At 60.9% G+C, this 20,623-nt stretch carries 16 protein-coding genes; 1 reads left to right on the forward strand and 15 read right to left on the reverse strand.

What is annotated here, in order from left to right; translation table 11 throughout:
- Positions 1-176: 176 nt before the first annotated feature.
- Both MLE18_RS16270 and MLE18_RS16275 read right to left on the reverse strand, forming a co-directional pair.
- Positions 177-1,082, reverse strand: a complete 906-nt coding sequence (locus tag MLE18_RS16270) for a sulfotransferase family protein (protein WP_243439854.1) — start codon at positions 1,080-1,082, stop codon at positions 177-179.
- A 241-nt stretch (positions 1,083-1,323) separates the two neighbouring features.
- Positions 1,324-2,349 carry a hypothetical protein gene (locus MLE18_RS16275; RefSeq protein ID WP_243439855.1) on the reverse strand — a complete coding sequence of 342 codons (1,026 nt, stop codon included), beginning with the start codon at positions 2,347-2,349 and terminating at the stop codon, positions 1,324-1,326.
- A 299-nt stretch (positions 2,350-2,648) separates the two neighbouring features.
- On the opposite strand from MLE18_RS16275, the gene MLE18_RS16280 reads away from it, so the two are divergent.
- Positions 2,649-3,440: a glycosyltransferase family protein gene (locus MLE18_RS16280; protein WP_243439856.1), complete on the forward strand. Its 792-nt coding sequence runs from the start codon at positions 2,649-2,651 to the stop codon at positions 3,438-3,440.
- Positions 3,441-3,560: 120 nt separating this feature from the next.
- On the opposite strand, the gene MLE18_RS16285 is transcribed toward MLE18_RS16280, so the two are convergent.
- The 13 genes from MLE18_RS16285 to MLE18_RS16345 form a co-directional block, all read right to left on the reverse strand.
- Positions 3,561-3,899, reverse strand: coding sequence for a hypothetical protein (locus MLE18_RS16285; RefSeq protein ID WP_243439857.1), 339 nt, complete (start codon positions 3,897-3,899; stop codon positions 3,561-3,563).
- Positions 3,900-3,938: 39 nt separating this feature from the next.
- The gene (locus MLE18_RS16290; protein WP_243439858.1) at positions 3,939-4,634 is read right to left on the reverse strand and encodes a hypothetical protein; all 696 of its coding nucleotides are present in this window, start codon (positions 4,632-4,634) and stop codon (positions 3,939-3,941) included.
- Positions 4,635-5,055: 421 nt separating this feature from the next.
- Positions 5,056-6,507, reverse strand: a complete 1,452-nt coding sequence (locus tag MLE18_RS16295) for an outer membrane homotrimeric porin (protein WP_243439859.1) — start codon at positions 6,505-6,507, stop codon at positions 5,056-5,058.
- Positions 6,508-6,906: 399 nt separating this feature from the next.
- The gene (gene moaC, locus MLE18_RS16300) at positions 6,907-7,416 is read right to left on the reverse strand and encodes a cyclic pyranopterin monophosphate synthase MoaC (RefSeq protein ID WP_243439860.1); all 510 of its coding nucleotides are present in this window, start codon (positions 7,414-7,416) and stop codon (positions 6,907-6,909) included.
- Positions 7,416-8,537, reverse strand: coding sequence for a molecular chaperone DnaJ (gene dnaJ / locus MLE18_RS16305; RefSeq protein ID WP_243439861.1), 1,122 nt, complete (start codon positions 8,535-8,537; stop codon positions 7,416-7,418). The genes moaC and dnaJ overlap by 1 nt, the downstream gene beginning before the upstream one ends.
- Positions 8,538-8,543: 6 nt before the next feature.
- Positions 8,544-8,771, reverse strand: coding sequence for a DNA-directed RNA polymerase subunit omega (gene rpoZ / locus MLE18_RS16310; protein ID WP_243439862.1), 228 nt, complete (start codon positions 8,769-8,771; stop codon positions 8,544-8,546).
- Positions 8,772-8,924: 153 nt separating this feature from the next.
- Positions 8,925-10,880: an OPT/YSL family transporter gene (locus tag MLE18_RS16315; protein ID WP_243439863.1), complete on the reverse strand. Its 1,956-nt coding sequence runs from the start codon at positions 10,878-10,880 to the stop codon at positions 8,925-8,927.
- 12 nt (positions 10,881-10,892) lie between these two features.
- Positions 10,893-12,872 carry a DUF6785 family protein gene (locus MLE18_RS16320; RefSeq protein WP_243439864.1) on the reverse strand — a complete coding sequence of 660 codons (1,980 nt, stop codon included), beginning with the start codon at positions 12,870-12,872 and terminating at the stop codon, positions 10,893-10,895.
- A gap of 6 nt (positions 12,873-12,878) precedes the next feature.
- Entirely contained in the window at positions 12,879-17,693 is a 4,815-nt protein-coding gene (locus MLE18_RS16325; RefSeq protein WP_243439865.1) for an FtsX-like permease family protein, read from the reverse strand.
- On the reverse strand, positions 17,694-18,434 hold the full coding sequence (locus MLE18_RS16330) for an ABC transporter ATP-binding protein (protein ID WP_243439866.1): 741 nt from the start codon (positions 18,432-18,434) through the stop codon (positions 17,694-17,696).
- A gap of 2 nt (positions 18,435-18,436) precedes the next feature.
- The gene (locus MLE18_RS16335) at positions 18,437-19,150 is read right to left on the reverse strand and encodes an ABC transporter permease (RefSeq protein WP_243439867.1); all 714 of its coding nucleotides are present in this window, start codon (positions 19,148-19,150) and stop codon (positions 18,437-18,439) included.
- A gap of 103 nt (positions 19,151-19,253) precedes the next feature.
- A complete protein-coding gene (locus MLE18_RS16340; RefSeq protein WP_243439868.1) occupies positions 19,254-19,754 on the reverse strand; it encodes a hypothetical protein in 501 nt (166 codons plus the stop codon).
- Positions 19,745-20,614 carry a pseudouridine synthase family protein gene (locus MLE18_RS16345; protein WP_243439869.1) on the reverse strand — a complete coding sequence of 290 codons (870 nt, stop codon included), beginning with the start codon at positions 20,612-20,614 and terminating at the stop codon, positions 19,745-19,747. The genes MLE18_RS16340 and MLE18_RS16345 overlap by 10 nt, the downstream gene beginning before the upstream one ends.
- Positions 20,615-20,623 lie beyond the last annotated feature (9 nt).

Raw genomic sequence — 20,623 nt, forward strand, 5'->3', positions numbered from 1 at the left:
CATACCGCCTTTGACGGACAGCGGCCCATGGACGTCTACCGGGAAGGAACGGCCTCCCAGAAGGCGGCATGACAATCAACCGGACTTTAGCTTAGAAACGCCGCCAACCTGTCCAACCTACCGGGACACCTCAACACTTCGCTCCTTTGCTCCAACAGTTTCGAGATGTTTTGGATCTACTTCCGCATATTGAGATGGGGAAATTCAACATCTGGCACGGGCAGCTCAAGGAACGGACAAATCTTATCCCATCCATCTCCCTTAGTGAAATCAACTTCTATTAAATCATTTGGGCGCAATCTAAAGTAGGAGCGGACAGCGTCATAATGTCTGAAATATGCCCTGATAAACAAATCACGATCAAATTTGACATCTCCATACAACAACATCCTTCTCTTTATGGGCTCGTCTTCATTCAAAGACGTCACAGGGTGCTTGTCAAGAATGTATTGTATCGAATGAAGCCAAGAATCAAGATCTCTGATAGTTAAAATAAATTTTGATTGTGGGAATTTATAATCCAGATATTTAAAATAAATTGCAACATTGTTGTCGGCAGCGGCATGCAGACTCCGCAACTGATCAAAATTAGGGTTGTGGGCGACTTGGGCGTAACCCAGGACCCTCATGGCCTGACAAAATGTAGTCGTGCCAGTGCGGGATAGTCCGACCCCCCAGCAACGGAACTTGGGCTTCCGGAGGTTAGACTCAGTATGCCCGCGCCCCCTCTCATTAGTCATGATTACCGTAGGCCCAGCCATACTTTGCGAATCTCCGTGCGCCCCCCCACCAGCGTCGCCCGTGGAAGCCTGAACTCTCCAAGGGGAATTGACCAAGTGCCCCCCATCTGGGAACAGAGCCTCGATCACATCCCCTGCCTTGATGCCGGAGAGGATCAAGCTGAATCCAGCATCAATCGAAATGCCGGCAGCTTCAAGATCGTGGCGAGTGGTACCGCTCAGTTGCGGCAGGAGCAATTGCCCATTCAATTTAATCGTGACTGGGCAAGACTGGCGACCATTCGCCGCCCACCCAGTGATGCGACCGTTTAAATCTACCGTGTCAAGGTACCCTCTGAACATGGTCTCAATCCTCCGGGCCATCTTGCTGGCAGCTTGGTGAGAATGCTGGCAACACAGAAATGAAGCCACAGGATTTAAAAACTACAAATTCAATCCAGTACTCGTCATAGATCCTGACATGCATGAGCCAAACTTTGCCTCGGACGCGACACACGAAAACAACAATTACTTCAACCAAGCTGACTACACATTATCTTCAAAGGACCACGAGTTAAGACCAATCGCGGAGATGACACCCATGTCACGGCTGCGACAGCTCGTCTAAGTTATTTGTAAGCCAATCATATTTGTCAGCATCAAGCATAGAACCAAAAGTTTTCAAAGTATCAAGAAACACACCCCTATCAAATACACCATGATAGTGCACTGATACGCATTGCGACAGCCTGGCACGCCAATCTGAATGCGGAAAACATCCATACAAATGTATCGGAACATTATATGTATCAGGAAGAATGAAAACATTATCACATAATGATGATACCGTTGACGCCAATACAGATTGCTCAACAAAGAAATCGCCACAGCTTGGCCTTGAACAACTATGCCACACTTTACGGAAATTCTGGAGCCATGCACCAAGCAATTTCATGTTAGCAGAAGCGAATATCATCCCAGAGTTATAGTACTCGACAATCACTTCGCGCTCAATTGTCGTTTCAACATATCTATAGCTACTGACTCCACACGCACAATGAATTGATTTCCAGTATCCTCCATTACCGCTATCAAAGTCGGCAGCACCGCAATTCCGGACGTCAACAGGCCTAGCGGCGAAGGTGCGCCCACCGAGGCCAAGCAACACAGAGGGCTCCCGCAGTATAACTTTGTCGCTATCTAGGAACAATAGAGGTCGAAATGGTAGCGTTTTCTCAGCATGGGCCAATGCAACAATCTTGTTGGCCAGTCCGTAGGACTCGAAATCTTTGTTAAGTGGTTCAAAAACCATCTGCACGTTGAGCATGTCGAACTCATCCTGACAAGCGCATGATGGAAGTTTACCTGAACGCGGGGAATAACTCACAATGTAAGTATCTTTTACTCTGCCACCAAACTTACGAATACTGCGAACAAGCAGGCGCGACTTCCATTCAAATTCAGGCTCTGTGCAAATCACGATTGTTGGGATAGCAAGACATGAGATATTCGTCATCAGACAACCCCAAGCACAAACAAAATAAACAAACAAAAAGCCGACCATGTTTAAACATTCTGCACTGACGACTGCAGCGACACCAAGCAACTCAAAGCCATTAACAAGAAACATATAAGTATCATAAAAAAACAAACATAAGCACAAAATACGAAACAAAAAAACATACTGTTGCGGTTTAAGCGACACAAAAGATGATCACATTATCAGGAACACTACCACATCACCAGTGCATAGACTACGGCAACACAGAACACAGCAATCAATTGGTTACGCTAGACAAACAACATAATACCATTCTGCCACATCATTTATTTAAAGATACCATGTCATCACAACACTTGAAAACAACAAAAAGAAAGGCTATGGTAACACGAGACACGGCCACTAACCAAAAGCCAAAGGACAGATAAATGCGAAGCACCGGCATATTATTCTCAGCTAGCGGCGAACACTACATCGAGGAAGCAAATAAAGCAATAAATACATCGTTAAAGCACAACGAATGCCAGCACGCTTTATTCTGCGACATAGAACCACAACACAAGCACGACGGCGTTATCTATAAAATATTCAACCCCGCTGAAACACCGTACGCCGACAAACTCCATAGTTGCCTTACAACACCGTTTGAAAAAACTATCTACCTCGACTCAGACATACATGTCATCAGGCCAATTACAAATCTTTTTGACGTCCTTGACCGATTTGACATTGCAATCGCACACGCCCCAGGGTACAGAGGACTCGAAGATCCAGATGTACCTGAGGCTTTTTACGAATTCAACACCGGCGTAATTGCTTACAGAGCCAACACGGCTATACGGAATCTCTTCCGCAAGACAATTGACACATATTTATCGTGGCGTGCCGACCCGCCAAGACTCTACTACGATGAGCACGGAACATTAAACAGAAAAAAACTTGAGTACCTAGCCGATCAACCCGCATTTCGAAATTGCCTTTGGAATAGCAATGTCCGGATATGCACATTGGGGCCGGAATATAATTATCGAGCCACCAAGCCTGGCTTTGCCGTTGCTGCAATTCGTACCATTCACGGAAGACTTGAGAATATTACGCAAGCATCAACCATCCTCAACGATAAACTCGGGCCAAGGATATTTCAACAATTCCCACTTGCACAAGGGATTGATGAGTTCCGAAGCAGATGGCACGATCAAAATAAATGCAACAACACCTAGCAAGGCACCCCAAATACTTACCTTATGCCAGATTTTGTTAACCAAAAAGCTTAGGCTCGACACATTTTGTGCCGAGCCCAAGCCGATTCACCCTAGAATCTCAAATAAACTCTACTCTCGTTAGGGAGCAGGCGTACTGGTCATCACCATACTAGCCACCGGAGTCATCGCAGCAGTGGAAGAAGCCTTGAAAGAGACCTGCTTACCAGCTGCAAGGGCCGAAAGACAGGTAGCCAGCATACCATTAGCGTTAGCACCAGCCAGTGAGAAGGTGTAGGTTCCAGTTGTGGGCACGTTGTTTGCGGTAACAAGACTCACCTGGACCATGGGAACACCTGAAGCATTGTACCCTGTAAGCAAAACAGAGGCGTTGTAGTTAACGAGCGTCTGGCTAAATGCCAGCGAAGACATACCTGCCACCAAGATCAACAACACTAAAGAAGCAGCGATTTTTTTCATACAAGCCTCGCGAAGGTTGAGGTTTTAATCCGGAGGAGATCAGTCAAATTCGCCTGACTTTCTCGCCTTTTCTACTATCTTTGCATAATCATTCTCTGCCTGCAAAGCAATATCTTTCATCTGCCGAAGCGTCATCTTCTTTCCATCCAATTCATCAACCACATCGTCATCGTTTGGGCGCATATTCTCCATTCGTTTCGTCAATTGCTGCAACTCAAAGTATGTTATAGGCTTTCCGTCAAACTCATCTACAATATCATTTGGATTCGGGCGGTATATTTCTGCAAAATCCTTTGCTTCGTTGAGTTGCCGCATAGTCAAACCATCTTCGACAACTTCATCTAGACCGAATTCCTCTGGACCAACACTAACTGTACCACTTCTCGAAATCTTGCTAAGTGTCGTCTCCGACTTGACCTCATTTTTCTTCTCTTCGAGCCTGTTGCTACCTAGGGAAACTGGGTTTACGGCCGCTGCTTGTCCGATGGTCAACCCGTTAAAGCCATTGGAATTCTTGGCTGCCCCACCCATGCGGAAGTCCGAGAGCAAAAAAACAGTAGCATGTTTCTGGCCCTCGTCAACCTGTAAAGCGAAATTACTCCCCCCCGCCGCCACCACCGCGCGGTCGATACAGGTGGACAGGGCAACATTGTCAGCCCTGAAATATGTCGGGTTCCCGGACAGTTCGGAAGGGAGGTCAATGACAACCCCCGCTTGGGTGGCAAGCTTATCCATGCACCCCCTGAGAGACTCACCCGAGCACTCAAGGCGCTCGACCAGAGGAAATCCCGCCGCCTCGGCAGGTAACGGGACGGACCAAGCCGCTAAAGACAAGAGACAAAGAAGCAAACCACTTTTCATGTCCAACCCCCCGCAGTCAAACCGACCACTGGCAGCATCAAGAGGTTTGCCGGTCAAGGCTGATGAACTTCCAGACATATCCTTCGCTTTGGTTCAAGATCTGGCCGCCTGAATGTTATACAAAACAATTTCTTGGAGCCAGATCAACTTCTTATTTCTATTTATTAGTAATATCTATTTACTGCGCCTTAGTCAACTGAAACTGGGTTAATTTTCCACCCCCAACACCAAACACAAATAAAAGGCGGCTAAAAGGTGAACCCTTTAGCCGCCTTAGTCGCAGATGACAGATCCTTTAGAATCTGTACGTCACACCGAAGGCGACCTTCCAGGCGTCTCCGCCATTGGCTGCGTTCACAAACCTGCGGCCCCACACGGACTTGTCGAAATTGCCGTGAGCCCAGCCGGTTTCGACGACTGCAGAGAGGTTCTCATAGATTTTGTACTCGTTATCGAAGTTAATAGCGAGGAGATTTTCAGTAGTGGCCAAGTCCCTGCCAAGCTGCACGTAGTTGCCGGTTCCGGCCAGCAGGTTGGCGTTGCGCAGAGCGCGCGGGGAGTTGGTACCCTGGGCGAAGGTGAAGGTCAGCCTGTGGGTGAAGTCCTTGATGAAGCTCACCTTGTTCAGGCTGACGGCGAAGCCCCAGGAACCGGTGGGGTTGAGGGCCATGTGCCCGTTCACCATCTGCTGGGTGCAGTCGAACAGGAACGAGTTGCTTGGGCCCCAGTTCTGCACGATGGAGGGCATACGCTCGGAACCGTTGGTGGTGGAAGAGTCCTCGCCGGTGGCGTACCAGAAGGTCACCTGGGGGGTAACGACATCCAGACCGGTGTATTCGGCGGCCACGTCGAAGAACAGTCCGCTGCGGCGGTTCTTGCTGCGATCGTTGACGTTGCCCGCACCGTAGATCACGTCGGCGTAGAACTTGAAGGGGTCAAGCGCCGTAACGCTCATGGAGGTGCCCACCCAGAAATAAGGATTCTGGACGTTGCTGAAGTTCCTGGGGGCCAGATAGATGCCGGCCGAGAACAGGTTCGAGGCCAGGGACTCGGCCGAATTGCGCATGGAGCCGGTGCCGACGGTGAAGTAGCCAGCGTCGCGGCCGGCCACGCCGATCATGGCCCAGGGAGTAGCGGCGAAGCCCTGCAGGGTGATGGGCAAGGTCAGGAAGTAGGCGTCGAACTCGTCGGCAACCTGCGTGGTGGTGGGGTCGAAGTCCTTGTTGGTGTCCAGCAGCCTGGCGAACCCGCCCTTGACCATGAAGGCCTCGTTCACGGGGATGGCCACGGCGGCAGCGGCGACGCGGGTGCCGCCGAGCACGGGGCTGGAAGCCAGCATGGGGTTGGACATGGGCAGGTCGAAATCCTGCAGGCCGACGGTGAACTCAACGTTGGTGCCGGGCCACTTGAACTGCAGGAAGCACTGATACACGTCGAGGGCGGTGGTCGGGTTGTCCACAGTGAATGTGTCGTTACCCCAGATCCTGTTCTGGACGCGGATGCCCAAGCGGAACTTCAGGCCCTCGTTGGCGATGAAGTCGGTGCGCAGACGAAAGCGCTCCCAGATTGTGGTGGGGTCGCCGGTCCGGGTGCCGTTGGCGTTCCAGCCGGTGTAATCGATGTGCGACCAGACGTTGGCATGCACACGGGCGTCGCCCACCATCCTCACTTCCGTGGCAGCCTCGCTCTGGCTCGCAAGCCCGAGCAGAAGCGCGAAACACAGACCCAATAGCCCAAGACGTTTCATGAACCTTCCTCCTTAGAAATGTCACAGCAACAAAGGACTTCTCACAATATTCGCAATCACTCGGCAACCAGGATGCCAAGCGAATTGGAACCGGATGGATGGAGGCGATGGAGGAGCGGTCAGGACGCAGGCTAACAACCCCAAAAAGCATGCTCTTTCAGCTAGATACGACCAGACAATCAAGAATCTGTCAATCGTGCCCAAGGGGAGCGGCTGCCACTCTCTGCTTTGTTTGGCTCATAAAATAATTGAACAGAAAAGGAAAGAACTTCCACTTTTCATACCGAAACGGTGTGAAATACAGCTTGAAAATGAAAAAAGCCGCGGGCATGTGCCTGCGGCTTATGGAGCGTCCACAATCTCCTCCGCGAAAATTCCGCGGGGGAACGTCGATGAGGTTCAGGGGGTGGCTGTCTCCGCCCCGGCAGAAGCGCGGAACTCACCGCTCTTGCCGCCGGACTTGTAGAGCAGCCGGACGGAATCGATGACGATATCCTTCTGAACCGCCTTGCACATGTCGTAGATGGTAAGGGCCGCGACGCTGGCGGCCGTCATAGCCTCCATCTCGACCCCGGTGCGGGCGGTAACCCGGGCTTCGGCCTCCACACGCACGACGTGACGGGTGTCGTCCAGATGGAAGCGCACATCGACGGAGTCCAGCCCCAACGGGTGGCACAACGGGATGAGGCTTGCGGTGTTCTTGGCGGCGAGGATCCCGGCGATCCTGGCAGTGGCCAAGGCGTCGCCTTTGGGAATGTCCCTGCTGGTCAGCCGGGCGAAGGTTTCAGGGGAGAGACGCACCACGGCTTCAGCCACGGCCACGCGGGCGGTGACGGCCTTGCCGCCCACGTCCACCATGCGGGCCTGGCCCTTTTCGTCCAGATGGGTGAAGCCGTCCGGACCGCCCATCAGGAACCCATGGCCTTGTCTTTGGCTTTCTTGAAGAAATCCTTGACTTTGTTCAGGGGTTTGCCGTTCTCCAGTTCCAGGAACTCGCGCAGCAGCTCTTCCTGCTTCTTGGAGAGGTTCTTGGGCGTATGCACGATCACCTCCACCAGGAGGTCGCCGCGCTGATTGCGCCCGGGGTGCGGCAGGCCCATGCCGCGAAGGGAGAACACCTCGCCGGACTGGGTGCCCTTGGGGATGTCCATGGTTTCCTCGCCTTCGAGCGTGGGCACCTTGATCTTGTCGCCCAAGGAGGCCTGAACCATGCCTATATCCAGCGTAACGACGAGATCCTGGCCTTGGCGGCGGAAGGTCTTGTCCTCTTCCACGTAGACGACCACGTAGAGGTCGCCCGGGGGGCCGCCGTGCATGCCGGGCTCGCCCTCGCCGCGCAGCCTCAGGCGCGATCCGTCGTCCACCCCGGCGGGGATGCGCACCTTGAGTTCGCGCACGTCCTGCAGGAGCGCCCTGCCCTTGCAGCGCGGGCAGGGGCTGGCGACGACCGTGCCCTCGCCCCGGCAGACCGGGCAGGCCACAGCGATGCGGAAGAAGCCCTGGGACTGGTGCACCTGCCCCATGCCCCCGCACTGGCGGCAGGTTTCCGGCTTGGTGCCGGGAGCGGCGCCGGTGCCTTCGCAATCCGGACAGGGGACGTGCTTGGGAATCTTGAGGTTGACTTCGGTCCCCTTGGCCGCGTCCCGGAAGGAGACACGCAGGTCGTAGCGCAGGTCGCTGCCGGGCTGGGGCCTGGGGCCGCGACCGCGCGCGCCGGCGCCAGCGAAGCCGAAGAATTCCCCGAAGATGTCCGAGAAAGTGCTGAAGATGTCCTCGGCGTTGGAGAAGCCGCCGAACCCGGTGTCACCCAGGCCCTGATGGCCGAAACGGTCGAAGCGGGCGCGCTTTTGCGGGTCGCGCAGCACTTCGTAGGCCTCGGCCGCTTCCTTGAACTTCGCTTCAGACTCGGGATCGCCAGGATTGCGGTCGGGATGGTATTTGAAAGCCAACTGGCGGTAGGCTTTCTTTATCTCATCCTCGGTCGCTTCCCGGGAGACACCCAGAACGTCGTAATAATCAGCCTTGGACATGACCTTTTACTGCTTCTGCTCGGGAACGTAGATCCCGGCCTCCTCGATGGACTCGGCCGGGAGCACTTTCTCGCCGGCGATCTCGCGCAGCGAGGTGACGATTTCCTTGTTGTTGCATTCGACCAGGGGGTCGTAGCCTTCGCGGTACTGCTTGACGCGCTTGATGGCCATCTGCACGATCATGAAGCGGTTGTTGATCTTTTCCAGGCAGTCTTCAACAGTGATGCGAGCCATATGGTCCCTCGTATGAGCTGCCGGCGCTGGTTGCACCGGCCCGATTTCAGGAAATAAGCAGCCGGGATGATTCGTCAAGGGGCGGAACCAAAATCTCACCCCCAGCGAAACGAACAGAACTTTTTAGACGAACCCCGGCGGCCGGTCAAGCCGTCAATAGGCCATCTTGCCCAGGCTCTTGAGGATCAGCGTGCAGCCCATGGCGAACATGCCCGTAAGGCCCATGCCGCAGGAGAAGCCCGCCAGGAGCACCGGGGCGTACTGACGCCACATCTTGCCGTATTTCTTGTGGAAGTAGTACCGGCCCAGGAAGGCTCCGATCACCTCCAGGATGAGGCCGTGGGGAATGTGCTGCCCCAGGCCGCGCACCACGCCGTACACCAGCAGCACGGGCAGCCCGAACAGGTTCAGCACGGCGTAGGTCACAAGCCCCAGGCCAAGCCCCGCCCCCAGGTAGCCGCCGTTGAGCGCCTGGAAGAACAGGGAGTTGCCCTCCAGGGTGGCGGTCTGCATGAGCAGGCTATTGAGGGCCTGCAGATGCCACAGCTCCTGGGCGTAGGGGTAGCTGGCCGAGGGGATGGGGGCCAGCTGCCAGATAAACTGCGAGAACAGCAGGCTGGCGATCATGACCACGGGGAAGACCACGATCTCCGCCTTGATGATGCCGCGCAGGCTGGTGCCGGTGAGCTCGATCTCGCGGAAGTCCACGGTGGCCTTGCCGTAGTTGTGGATGGGTATGGGGGCGTACCAGATCTCGATGCCGTGGTAGCCGAAGAACTTGGCCCCCGCTATGAAGCTGGCCTCCCGCACCAGGGGCAGGCTCACGAACTGGCCGGCTATGCCCTCCATGCGGGCCGTGATGTAGGAGATCACCGGGGTGTAGATGAAACCGTAGAGCACGAAGAAGATCCAGGGGAAGTCCGGCACGAGCAGGAGGCACAGGAGCACGTACGCGGCCGTGGAGGCCAGGTAGATGGCTATGGAGACCCAGAAGTTGATGTCGCCGCGCCCGGGGTGGCTCTTGAATACGTCCCGGTAGTTTACGCCGCCGGGCCCCTTGCGGAAGCTCTTGACCACCTGCCACACGCCAATGACGCCGATGGCCAGGCCCAGACCCAGGCCGAAGCTCAGGTAGAAGTCGAAGTTGTTGGCGAACACCGTGTCCACGGTGCCCATGCCCTTGTGCCAGCGGTGCAGGATGCCGTGCTCATAAAGGATGGGGTTGGCCACGAAGGTGATGATCTGGCCGATGAGCCCGCCGATGACGGCCCAGAACGGCAGGACCATGCCCGTGAACACCAGGCCCAGGTCCAGTTGGAGGCCTGTGGCCACGGCGGGCATCACGTCCTCGGTGTGGCGCGTCAGATCGATCCAGGGGATGGGTATCAGGCGCACCGGCTCCGTGAAGATCAGGCCCGAGAGCACCGGGAAAAGCACGTATATCCCGCCGAAGAGGATGCCGATCACCCCGCCGATGGAGAACACCCTCCACTTCCAGCCGGTCTTTCGCTCCTCGGTGGTCTCGGCCAGCGCCATGGTGCCGAGCGCACCCACCGGGGCCATGGGGAAGGGCAGCTTCTCCACGTCGGAAGTGATGCGGTACAGGGCGTAGCCAAGGCCGAAGTGGTCCACCCGCTGCACCAGCTGGGAGCCGATCAGCAGCAGGACCGGCATGAGCCAGTCCTTGTGGAAGAACGTTCGGGCGGAGAGCGAATCCGAGCCGAGGCCCGGCGCCACCCAGGACGGGATGAACTCGGTCAGCCCCAGCATCTTGGCCGCGTCGGACTGCACCAGGTATTGACTCCAGAGCAGTCCCTGGAAAGGCGAGTGCATGGCCGCGCCGGCCATGTAGTACAGCAGGAAGACCTCCTGCTGCTTGAGGTCGGAGTAGGCGCGCTTGGCCACCTCGGCGAAAAGGATGATCGTCACCCAGCGCGCGGCCGGGCCGATGCCCGCCCCGATCACGAGGTTCAGGTACATGGACCCCGGCATCATGAGGAAGCCGATGAAGATGGCGCCCGCGATGGTCTTCCAGTTGAACCCCTCCTCGAAGTGACTGGGGGTTTCCAGAAGATCGCGGTATTCTTTCAGTTCTTTGTCGTCATACATTGCCTGACCCCGTCATGACGGCAGCACCTGGTAGCTCTGCCCCATCCACAGTCCCACCCCTGCGAACACGCCGCCCATGAGGAAGTCGCCCAGGATGAGGCCGATGAAGAACATGCGCACCCGATTGAAAAGCTCCACCCCGCCGTAGCGCAGCGTCACCTGGTTGCACAGCCAGCCCAGGAAAAAGCTGAACCATAGTATGCGCATGGAGGAGCTGTACATGGTCAGGTAGCCCACCGGGTGCAGCGGCCACCAGTAGAAGCGCTGGAAGCAGAGCACCAGGCCCAGCATAACGGCCGCGCCCACGGCGGCGAAGGCCAGAATCCAGTTGTTGCGGCCAGCGGGGGCCTCCAGGAGTTTCTGCACGTCCTCGTAGACGCGCAGCACGGAGGCGGTCTCCCACTCAACCTGCATGTCGCGCATGCCCACCTTGTGGCAAAGCACCAGCATGGCAACGAACGCGGCCACTATGCCGACGCCGAGAACGACGCAGATGCCCAGGAAGTAGAGCCGCTTGCGCGTGATGTTCTCTCCCACCTTGGAGGCGTGCACCAGCGAGGGCATCAGGGATTCGCGCAGGTCAAGGAACTGGACCTTCTGGATCACCGCGGCCATGAGCAGGCTCGCCCCTCCCAAGAATCCTGAGCCGAACACGGCCAGAAGGCCGTCCAGTGGCGCGGCGGTGAGGGTGAAATAGGCCAGGCCGCCCTGGCAGATGACCCGGGTGGCCACCACGAGCACCACCAGGAAGATGCCCAGCAGGATCACCGTTTGGGCCAGGGGCATGCCGAACCAGGCGCACCAGGCAGTAAGCCCCGCCCCGCCCAGGGCGAAGCCCCAGAAGGAGGTCCGGGCCGAAATCCATTCGGACTCCTTGGGCTGGCTGGAGCCCCTGCCGAAGGCGTCGCGCAGCACCTCCAGCAGGTGGTGCCTGGCCAGCCAGACGATGAACAGGAAGAACACCCCGTAGGCCCCGATCATCTGGGTCTCCTCGGGCAGGGTCAGCGTGGGCCCGAAGGTGACGCCCAGCGCGGACTGGGGCACCTGCAGCCCCACCATGGAGAGGGCGCCGGTGAGCAGCCCGCCCATGATGAAGAACATCCAGAAACTCAGCGATATCTGGCGCGAAGTCAGGAAGGCGAAGCCGATGTAGGCCGGGATGAAATAGAGTTTGAGCTTGGCGAACCCGGAGAACAGGCCCGTCTTGGCGAAGTACGGCCCGGCCAGCAGCACCGTGGGCACCTGCGGCACGGTGGGCAGGTAGAGGGAGAGCCCGTTGAGGGTGTGCAATAGCACAGGGATGGCCACGCCAAGCAGCAGGAAGCGGTCCGAGAAGAAGCGCCCCACCCTGCCCTCCTGGAAGGATTCCTCCATGAGGTAGGGCAGGCGCAGCAGCGGAAAGTTCATGCGCTCGTTGACTATCCACTGGCGGCTGAAGATGTTCACCGTGCAGACCATCACCAGCACGCACAGGGCGATGAAGCTGCCCCAGGCCGCCAGGGGCGCGGTCCAGGCCTTCCAGGGCACGGCTTCGAGCACCTGAAGCCAGCCAAGCCCCCTGCCCCCGGGCAGGCCGTTGTACAGCAGTTCCACGGCGGCGGTGTCGCCCACTGCCCAGGCCTGGGGCATGAGCGGGGCGAGGGTTTCAGCCCAACGGTTGCCCGGGCTGGCGAAATGCTCCAGTGCGGTGATGTTGATCAGGAACGTGCGCATGAGCCCGGTGTAGGCAACGCCGGAGACCACCACGCAGAGCATCCAGGCGGTAAGCAGCTCCGCCCCGGTGAACAGGGGCTTGCTGCGGGTCAGGCGCGCCAGCGAGGCCACGAACACGGTCATGCACACCAGCAGGACGAAGGGGGCCAGCGGGAAGTGGCCGCCGCCCAGGGGCGTGGCCGCCAAGTACATGTTGTTGTAAGGTGTGGCCAGGCACAACAGGACCCCGGACAAAAGGCCCGCGGCCACGGCGCGCAAACGGATGCTGCTTGATTTCATGTCCGGCTATTCCCGTGTGTCCGGTGGGTTCTTGGTGCTCGTGTCCACGCTGGCCCCGTAGGAGTCGCGCCGTTCCTGGTCCAGGGAGCGCCAGACGAGCATCTGCTTGCGCAGGTCGTCCAGGAAGCCCTTGTTGAGCCGTTTCCACATACCGGCCTCACCCGCCTCGCGGGTGAGCGTCACCTCGATCTCCAGATAGCCCGGATGCCACATGGCGGGCGTGAAGGAGATCATCACCCGCTGGTTGATGCCGAAATCGAACGGCGCGAGCCAGACACGGGCCTGGATGCGCAGGCAGGACTCCAGGGTGCAGAACTCGCCGTGGACTTCCTTGGGGTGCGGCCCCTTGTCCGGTTCGTTCCAGGGGCAGACGAAGTCCTGCGTGACCTCGCCCGTGGAGAACAGCCCGTGGGACACGTCCTGGTGGGCCTTGTAGTATTCCAGCAGGAAGCCGCCCGCGCAGTCCTGCTCTCGAATGTGCATCAGGAATGGCAGCACGGCCTGGATGGTGTTGCCCTTGGGCTCTGGCAGCGTCCAGGAGCGGTTCACGTCCGGTATGGCGATGTTGGCCGCCACCCGCGAGGGGTAGACCACCGAGAGCAGCACCACCAGGATCACAAGGCCCAGCGCGGCCACGCCCGAGAGCGAGCTGTAGTTGGCGGTCATGCCCTTCCAGAGGAACGTGCCGGAAAGGAACTCCGCCGCCACCTGGGCCAGCAGGTAGCCCATCACCGAGGAGAGCACCGCGAAGGCCAGCGCCTCGGCGATGAACAGGAAGGAGACATGCGTGGGGGCCAGGCCCACGGCGGTGTACACGGCGATCTCGCGTTTGCGCTCGAACACGGCCCCGATCATGGTGTTGAGCACGATGAGCATGGCGATGGCCAGGGGGATGACGATGTTGGGCACGCCCGCGTAGTTGATCGTGTCGGAGGACTGGAAAACGAAGGTGCCGGCCGGGAGCCCGGCGTAGATGGTCAGACCGAAGCGGTCGGCCAGGGTTCCGGCCAGATCGCTCGCCGCGCCGTCCTGCAGGGCCAGGCTCTTGAGCTGCCCGCCCATGCCCATGGCCGTCTCGTAGGGCAGGATGACCAACTGCTCTCCGGGCACATGCTGGTAGCGACCCTGGTAGGTCACGATGTCCTCGCCGGAGTCGATGGCGTCCTTCTCGCTCTCCGTGACCTCCACGGCGGTCTCGCTGGGGTAGACCACAGGGGTCAGGGGCTCGCCGTCCAGGTCGGTTATGCGCTCAAGCTCCTTGCCGGAGAATATGCCCGCCACCTCGAAGGGCCTGCCCCACAGCGTCACCACGGAGCCGGGGGCCGCGCCGATGCGCGCCGCCAGGCCGTCCGGCAGCAGCACCGCCTCGCGCTCGTTCTCCTTGAACCAGCGGCCTTCGGTGAGGATGCGGTCCATCTTGGAAACCGCGGGCTCCGCGTAGGAGAGGCCCAGCACGCCCTGAACGGTTTCGTGCCGCTTGGGGCCGCTGACCTGGGTGACGAAGGCGCTGACCCTGTCGCGCGATTCGATCACCGCGCGCGGGGCCGCCCTGCCCTGCCCCGCCTGGTCCGAGAGCACGTTCTCGGCCTCCACGGGGATGGACTTCCAGCCCAGGTTCTTGAGCATCACGCCCTGGTAGCTGCTCGAATCGGAGAAACGCACCGCGTGGTCCGTGCGGGCGCTGCGCACGGAGGTGAAGCTCATCACCGTGAAGGTGAGGATCACCAGTGTGGCGCAGGTCAGCGAGGTGCGGATCTTGCGGCGGCGCAGGTTGGTGACGCCGATGGCGAAAGAGGCCGCGAAGGCCTTGAGCTTGCCTATCTCAGAGGCTTTGACGTGCTTGGAGCGCCGCTGCAGCTCCTCCATCTCCTGCTCGAAGCGCATCACGATGATGAACCCCACAAGCAAGGCCAGCCCGATGATGAAGAAGGCCATTATGACGACCATGGGGCTGTAGGTCAGCTTGAAGGCCGGGTGCACGTTGTAGATAACGGCGATGACCGTGGTCAGGATGCCCAGGAAGCCCAGGAGGCGCTTGTGGATGTCCGTGAAGGCGAAGACCAGGCGCTCCATGCAGTAGGCGAAGGGAATGAACAGCGCGATGTAGAACAGCACGCCGATGAGCACGTCCTTCTGGGTCTTCTCCACGTCGTTGTAGACGCGGGTGGCGTAGGCCCAGGAGGAACGGGCCTGGGTCATGGCCTCGTCGTAGCGTTTGGCGGCGCGCAGCGATTCGGCCTTGTCCAACTCGCCGCGACCCTTGCTCCGCATCTCGCGGATGCGCTCGTTGAAGATGCCGTGGGTCTCCAGGTTGGCGATGCGTGGCTCCAGCAGGTTCCACATGTCGCGCGCGGCCCTCAGCTCCGTCCAGGAGAGGAGGGGCCAGTTGTCCACGGTATAGCCAGAGCCGGTGGGATTCTCCGGCGTGGAGTCCAGCAGGAGCATCTTCCTGGCAAGCACCGAGTCGGAGAGAATGAGCTTGTAGCGGCTGCCCGGCTCCATGAACAGGCTGAAGCATGTGGAGCTGAGCGTATCCAGCCGAGAGAACCAGTAGTGCATGGGTTCGGCCTCGCGGCGGGCGTCCAGCAGCTCCACCTTGGTGAAGTAGCGGAAGGTGCGCGGGTCGAAGGCGGAAAAGCCCGTGCTCTGGCGGCAGGCGAACATGGTCAGGTCGGTCTCGTTCACCAGGCGGCGCAGGCGCACGCGGTAGTTGTCCTTGACGGTCTGCTTCTTGTCGATGGCCCACTCGGCCTCGCCCGTCTCCTGCGAGAAGCGGAAGCCCTCCACCACTGCCTTGTCCAGCACGTGCTTGCCGTCGGCCAGCCCGGCCACCCTGAAGGAGCCGTCGGCCCCGGCGGCGGCCATGAAGCGGGATTCGCCCTGGAAGACCAGGAACACGGCCCCGGGCGCGGGCCTGTCCGGGAAGAGCTCGCCCTGGCGGATGAAGCGGGCGCGGCCGTTGATCGTGGCGAAGCCGTTGCGCGGCATGGTTGAGGGCGGCTCCCAGCCGCCGTTGGCCAGAGCCCCGGCCAGGCCGGCCACCATCTCGCACTGGCGGAGCAGGTTATCGCGGTCCACGGCGGCCGGCACGTCGTGCGGGGTGCCCCAGAGGAACCTGCCGTCGTTGACAGTGGCCAGGGTCAGCCCCAGCAGCCCGGCCATGGCGCTCACCTCGCCGCCGAGCTGGGGCGCGTCCACGAAATAGCTGCGCCAGGGGCGCACGCGGTCGGCGCGCAGGCCGTTGACGAAGCGCAGGTCGCTCTTGGGATAGCCGAGCTTCGCGGCCGCATCCGTGAGAAAGCCGGAGAGGCCCGAATAGGACTGCACCCGGTTGATCTCGGGCTTGAGGGCGTAGAGCCAGCCGTCGTTCACGGCCCCGATGCCGTCGCCGTGGCTGGAGATGTGCAGCGACACGGCGGAAACGATCTCGCCGTCGCCCAGCATCTGGCGCAGTGTCCGGCTGGACTCCACCTCGGCCAGCTGCCGGGCGGCGTCGGCCTGGATGTCCTTGTAGCGCTCGCGCACCGTGGGCAGCAGCCCCTCGAGCAGGGCCGACTCCTCGGCGTTCAGGCCGGTGAACCCCCCGCGCCAGCTGAGGGTTCGCAGCTTCTGGCGGCGGTCGGAATATTCGGCCACCTCCTGCTGCGTCTCGGCGCGGCCCTCCAGGCGCAGGCGCATGAGCCGCGTGGAGACGCGGTCCACCTCGTCCTTGAGGGCCACTTCAAGGCCCGGGGCCAGCAGGGGGTCGCCAAGGGGAGCGCCGCCCTTTTCCAGCAGGGCCAGCACCTGGGCGGCGTTGTCCTGCTTCTCGGCCAGCTCCTTGCGCTGGGTGCGCAGCTCCTTGCCCTTGACCTTGAAGGCCGCCAGGAACTCGCGCCACCCCGCCAGGGACTGGGCGTGCCCGGAGGTCGCCACCAGCAGCACGCCGCGCTTGGGCTTGTTCTGGGCGAAGCCGCGCGCCAGATGGGCCAGCGCGGTCAGGGAACCGGCTTCGTCAGCGCCCGGTGCGCGGCCGGACACGTAGGCGCGGGTGTCGTAGAATGCCTCGAAGGCCACCACCTGCCGGGCCAGGGCCGGGTCGGAGCCTTCAATGTAGAGGTAGATGTTGTCGTGCAGGGCCTGGCGCCACATGGACTTGCAGGAGAGCGTGGCTGTCTGGCCCAGGGTTCCGGCCAGTTCGCGCTCAGCCTGTCCGCCTTCGATCCAGTAGCGTGGGAACTGGACGGGGGTGAGTTCGGTCTTGTCCCGGTAGAACACCTTGGAGGCGGGCTTGCCGTCCTCCATGGGCCTGTCCACGTAGACGACGGCGCGCGCGCCGAGCAGGGCCGCGTTGGTCCAGTTCTTACCGGAATCCAGGCGCATGAGCACGATGGCCCCGGCCACGTCCTTGCCGTTGAAGTCAGCCAGTTCGCCCGCCCCGCCGTCGATGAGCGGGCCGGTGATGTCCTGGGCGGCCTCCGTGGAGAGGGCGTTCAGATCAGTGGGCTGGACGCTCACGCTGCGCCCGGCCACCCGCAGCACGGCCGGGCCGTTCTCCTTGACGGGCATCTGGAAGGATTGCCGCCCCGCCTTGCCAGCGCCAAGGCCCTCGAACCAGGCCTGGATCACGTCGGCGGCTTTGGCGGCCCCCGGGGTGCCGCTGCTCCTGTCGCCCAGGGAGGCCAGCGCGGCCACGGGGTCGGCGTCGAACGCCGCCAGCAGCCCCGCATCCACCCGATGGGCGTCCGCCTGGGGGGCGGCCTGCTTCTTTGCCCAGCAGGGAACCGCGGCCAACGCCAGCGCGGCCAGGAAAAGCAGGACTGTCGCTGCCGTCCGCCGCATCTAGTATTCCTTGGCCCCGATGCCGCCCAGGGTGATCTTGAGCTGGTCGCGCTCCTCGATCTTGTCGATCCGGCCGTCGCGGATCCAGACCACCCGGTCGGAGACGTTGAGCATCTTGTAGTCGTGGGTGGCGGAGATGATGGTCACGCCGCGCTCGCTGGACAGGCTCTTGAGCAGGGCGATGATCTCCTCGCCGGTGGAGAGGTCCAGGTTGCCGGTGGGTTCGTCGGCAAGGAGGATGGCCGGGTCGTTGGCAAGGGAACGGGCGATTGCCACGCGCTGCTGCTGGCCGCCGGAAAGCTCCATGGGCTTGTGGGCGTGGCGCTCGCGCAGGCCGACCAGGCCGAGCAGCGTGAGCCCCTTCTCGGCGGCCTCGTCGTCGGGCACGCCCGCGAAGGTCATGGGCAGGGTCACGTTCTCCAGGGCGGTCATGACCTGGATGAGGTTGAAGGTCTGGAAGATGTAGCCGATCTTGCGGTTGCGCAACCAGGCCAGCTCGTAGGCGTCCAACTGGGCGATGTCCACCTCGTCGATGAACACCTTGCCGGAGGTGGGCTTGTCCAGCCCGCCGATCATGTTGAACAGCGTGGACTTGCCGGAACCGGACGGCCCCATGATGGAGAGGTACTCGCCTGAATGGATGCCCAGGTCCACGCCCTTGAGGGCCTGCACGGTGATCCTGCCCAGGTCGAAAGTTTTGGTGACGCCTGAGACACGCACGATGTTGTTCATCTGGGACATGACTATTCCTCGGCCCGCATGGCCACCACCGGGGGCATGCGGGAAGCCACCAGCGCCGGGTAGGACACGCCGACAAGGCTGAGCAGGAAGCCGACTCCCACGGCGATGCCCATGCTGGCCAGGGCATCGGCGGCGGGCAGGTATTTCAGGGCGGCGAAGCCGAACCGGGCCATGCCTATGAGCACGCCCGCCAGCCCGCCCACGAGCGCGCCGATGAGCGAACCCGCCAGGCCCTGCATCCCGGCCTCCAGCAGGAACAGGCGCAGCACGAAGCTGTCCAGCGCGCCCAGGCACTTCATGGTGCCGATTTCGCGGAAGCGTTCGGTCACGGCCATGAGCTGGGCGTTGACGATGCCCACAGCGCATACCAGCAGGGAGAGGATGACGATCCAGCGGTCCTTGGCGCTTGCCGCCACCTCGTAGGTACCGGGGTAGCGCCCCGGGGCCAGGTCGAATCCGGCCTTGACCAGTTCGGACTGCAGGCTGGCGCTGCCCGAGGCCAGCAGGCCCATGGCGACGTCGTGCCCGATGAGCGTGAAGCCCAGGAAGGCAACGGCCAGCACGAGGCTCATCACCGTGATCAGCGAGCGGGAGAAGCGCACTTTCAGGCTCTTGACGCTGATCTCGAAGGATTTGCCCAAGGGCAGCCGCACCTGTCGGGCCACATGCTCGCCGGAAGGGGCGAATGGGCGCTGCGTGGGGGGTGTCTGGGCCATTGCGTACAAAATCCCATCTGCTTGAGTTTCCGATGAGACAACCACTTAGCCCACTTCGCCGCCGGAGCACAAGCCCGGGATGGCAGGGCCGCCCCACTTTCGGCTATTTCTGCTCGACGGGCTGTCCGGCAATGCCTCGGAGGTTGGTCCAGGTCTCCTGGTCCAGCTCCTTGACCTTGGCGGAACGCGCCTCGAACTCGTCCTCCAGGCGCTTGCGCTCGGCGGGATCGGCGGCCCGGCGGGAAGCCAGCAGGGCGGTCAGGGCGAAGCTCTCCTGGATCTTGGCTTGCCTGTAGGCCCGCTCCTTCTGGGGGTAGCGGTTCTGGTTGGCCTCGAACACCTGTTGGGCCTTTTCGTTGTCCGCCCTGGCGGCGGCGAATTCCTTGAGCACCAGATACACGGTGTTGCGGGTCAGGTAGCTGCGGTAGTCGTCCGGAGCCTCGGCCACAAGTTCGTCCGCCGCAACAAGGGCGGCCTTGGGCTTGCCAGCGTCCAGGAACTCCAGCACGCGGTCCTGCTTGGTCATTTGTTGGGGTTTGCCCCCTCCGAACATGGAACAGCCGGTGAGGGCCAGCGCAAGCGCGGCCACGAGGATCAGGCGCATGGGTTCTCCTCCATCACGCGTTGGATGACGTCTTGAAATTCGGCCCAGCCTGGGGCGCAGGCCGCGCACAGTCCCGGAAGGCTCACGCGCCAGTGGTGCAGGCGCAGCCCATGGACCGCCGCCGCGCCGGGGTCGCCGTAGAGGGCGTCCCCGGCAATGGGGTGCCCTGCCGCGGCCAGGTGCGCCCTGATCTGATGGCGCGCCCCCTTGGCGATGCGCGCCTCGACCAGCGTGACGCCCTCCCCTTCGGCCAAGGGCCGGACCCCGGTGGCGCGCAGCGGGTCGGGGCTGTCGCCCGGCAGCACCTTCACCCTGGCCCGGCGCGCCATGTCGACCTCGCGGCGCAGCAGCAGAGGGGCATCCAGGCTGCCGAGCACCACGGCCAGGTAGCGCTTGTCCACCTGCCCGGTGTCTTCCAGAATCTTGTAGCGCGCGGCAGCGTCCCGGTCGAGCGCGGCCAGCACGATACCTGAGGTATCCCTGTCCAGGCGGTTGACCAGCACGGCCCCCTCGCCGGGGAACAGCTCTCCCAATGCGGCCTCCACGCTGTCCCCGCCGCCGCCCTTGAGCGCGGCCGTGTGCAGCCCAGCGGGCTTCTGAAGAGCCGCGAAGCCGCCGCCGCGAGCCAGCAACCGGACGGAGGGCTCCCCCTGCGGCCTGGGTGCCTCGATCAGGGCCACGGTCTGGCCGGGCCGCACCTTGTAGGCGGGGGGCCTGGGCACGCCGTCCACCAGGGCGCGGCCCTCGCCGGCAAGGCGCTTGGCCCCGCGCAGACCCAGCCCCAGCAGCGAGGCGAGCACGGCATCCAGCCTCTCGCCGCCGGCTTCGGCCCCAAGGGTAAAGGCTTTTTCCTTTGTCATGTCCACAGC

This window comes from Fundidesulfovibrio soli, assembly GCF_022808695.1.
GTDB lineage: Bacteria > Desulfobacterota > Desulfovibrionia > Desulfovibrionales > Desulfovibrionaceae > Fundidesulfovibrio > Fundidesulfovibrio soli.

Bases quoted from the DNA above. Each gene is read 5' to 3' on its own strand.
- MLE18_RS16315 (WP_243439863.1), bottom strand. From the start codon at position 10,880: ATGTATGACGACAAAGAACTGAAAGAATACCGCGATCTTCTGGAAACC.
- MLE18_RS16275 (WP_243439855.1), bottom strand. From the start codon at position 2,349: ATGTTTCTTGTTAATGGCTTTGAGTTGCTTGGTGTCGCTGCAGTCGTC.
- dnaJ (WP_243439861.1), bottom strand. From the start codon at position 8,537: ATGTCCAAGGCTGATTATTACGACGTTCTGGGTGTCTCCCGGGAAGCG.
- MLE18_RS16330 (WP_243439866.1), bottom strand. From the start codon at position 18,434: ATGTCCCAGATGAACAACATCGTGCGTGTCTCAGGCGTCACCAAAACT.
- MLE18_RS16280 (WP_243439856.1), top strand. From the start codon at position 2,649: ATGCGAAGCACCGGCATATTATTCTCAGCTAGCGGCGAACACTACATC.
- MLE18_RS16270 (WP_243439854.1), bottom strand. From the start codon at position 1,082: ATGTTCAGAGGGTACCTTGACACGGTAGATTTAAACGGTCGCATCACT.
- MLE18_RS16290 (WP_243439858.1), bottom strand. From the start codon at position 4,634: ATGGATAAGCTTGCCACCCAAGCGGGGGTTGTCATTGACCTCCCTTCC.
- MLE18_RS16345 (WP_243439869.1), bottom strand. From the start codon at position 20,614: ATGACAAAGGAAAAAGCCTTTACCCTTGGGGCCGAAGCCGGCGGCGAG.
- MLE18_RS16340 (WP_243439868.1), bottom strand. From the start codon at position 19,754: ATGCGCCTGATCCTCGTGGCCGCGCTTGCGCTGGCCCTCACCGGCTGT.
- MLE18_RS16325 (WP_243439865.1), bottom strand. From the start codon at position 17,693: ATGCGGCGGACGGCAGCGACAGTCCTGCTTTTCCTGGCCGCGCTGGCG.
- rpoZ (WP_243439862.1), bottom strand. From the start codon at position 8,771: ATGGCTCGCATCACTGTTGAAGACTGCCTGGAAAAGATCAACAACCGC.
- moaC (WP_243439860.1), bottom strand. From the start codon at position 7,416: ATGGGCGGTCCGGACGGCTTCACCCATCTGGACGAAAAGGGCCAGGCC.
- MLE18_RS16285 (WP_243439857.1), bottom strand. From the start codon at position 3,899: ATGAAAAAAATCGCTGCTTCTTTAGTGTTGTTGATCTTGGTGGCAGGT.
- MLE18_RS16295 (WP_243439859.1), bottom strand. From the start codon at position 6,507: ATGAAACGTCTTGGGCTATTGGGTCTGTGTTTCGCGCTTCTGCTCGGG.
- MLE18_RS16320 (WP_243439864.1), bottom strand. From the start codon at position 12,872: ATGAAATCAAGCAGCATCCGTTTGCGCGCCGTGGCCGCGGGCCTTTTG.
- MLE18_RS16335 (WP_243439867.1), bottom strand. From the start codon at position 19,150: ATGGCCCAGACACCCCCCACGCAGCGCCCATTCGCCCCTTCCGGCGAG.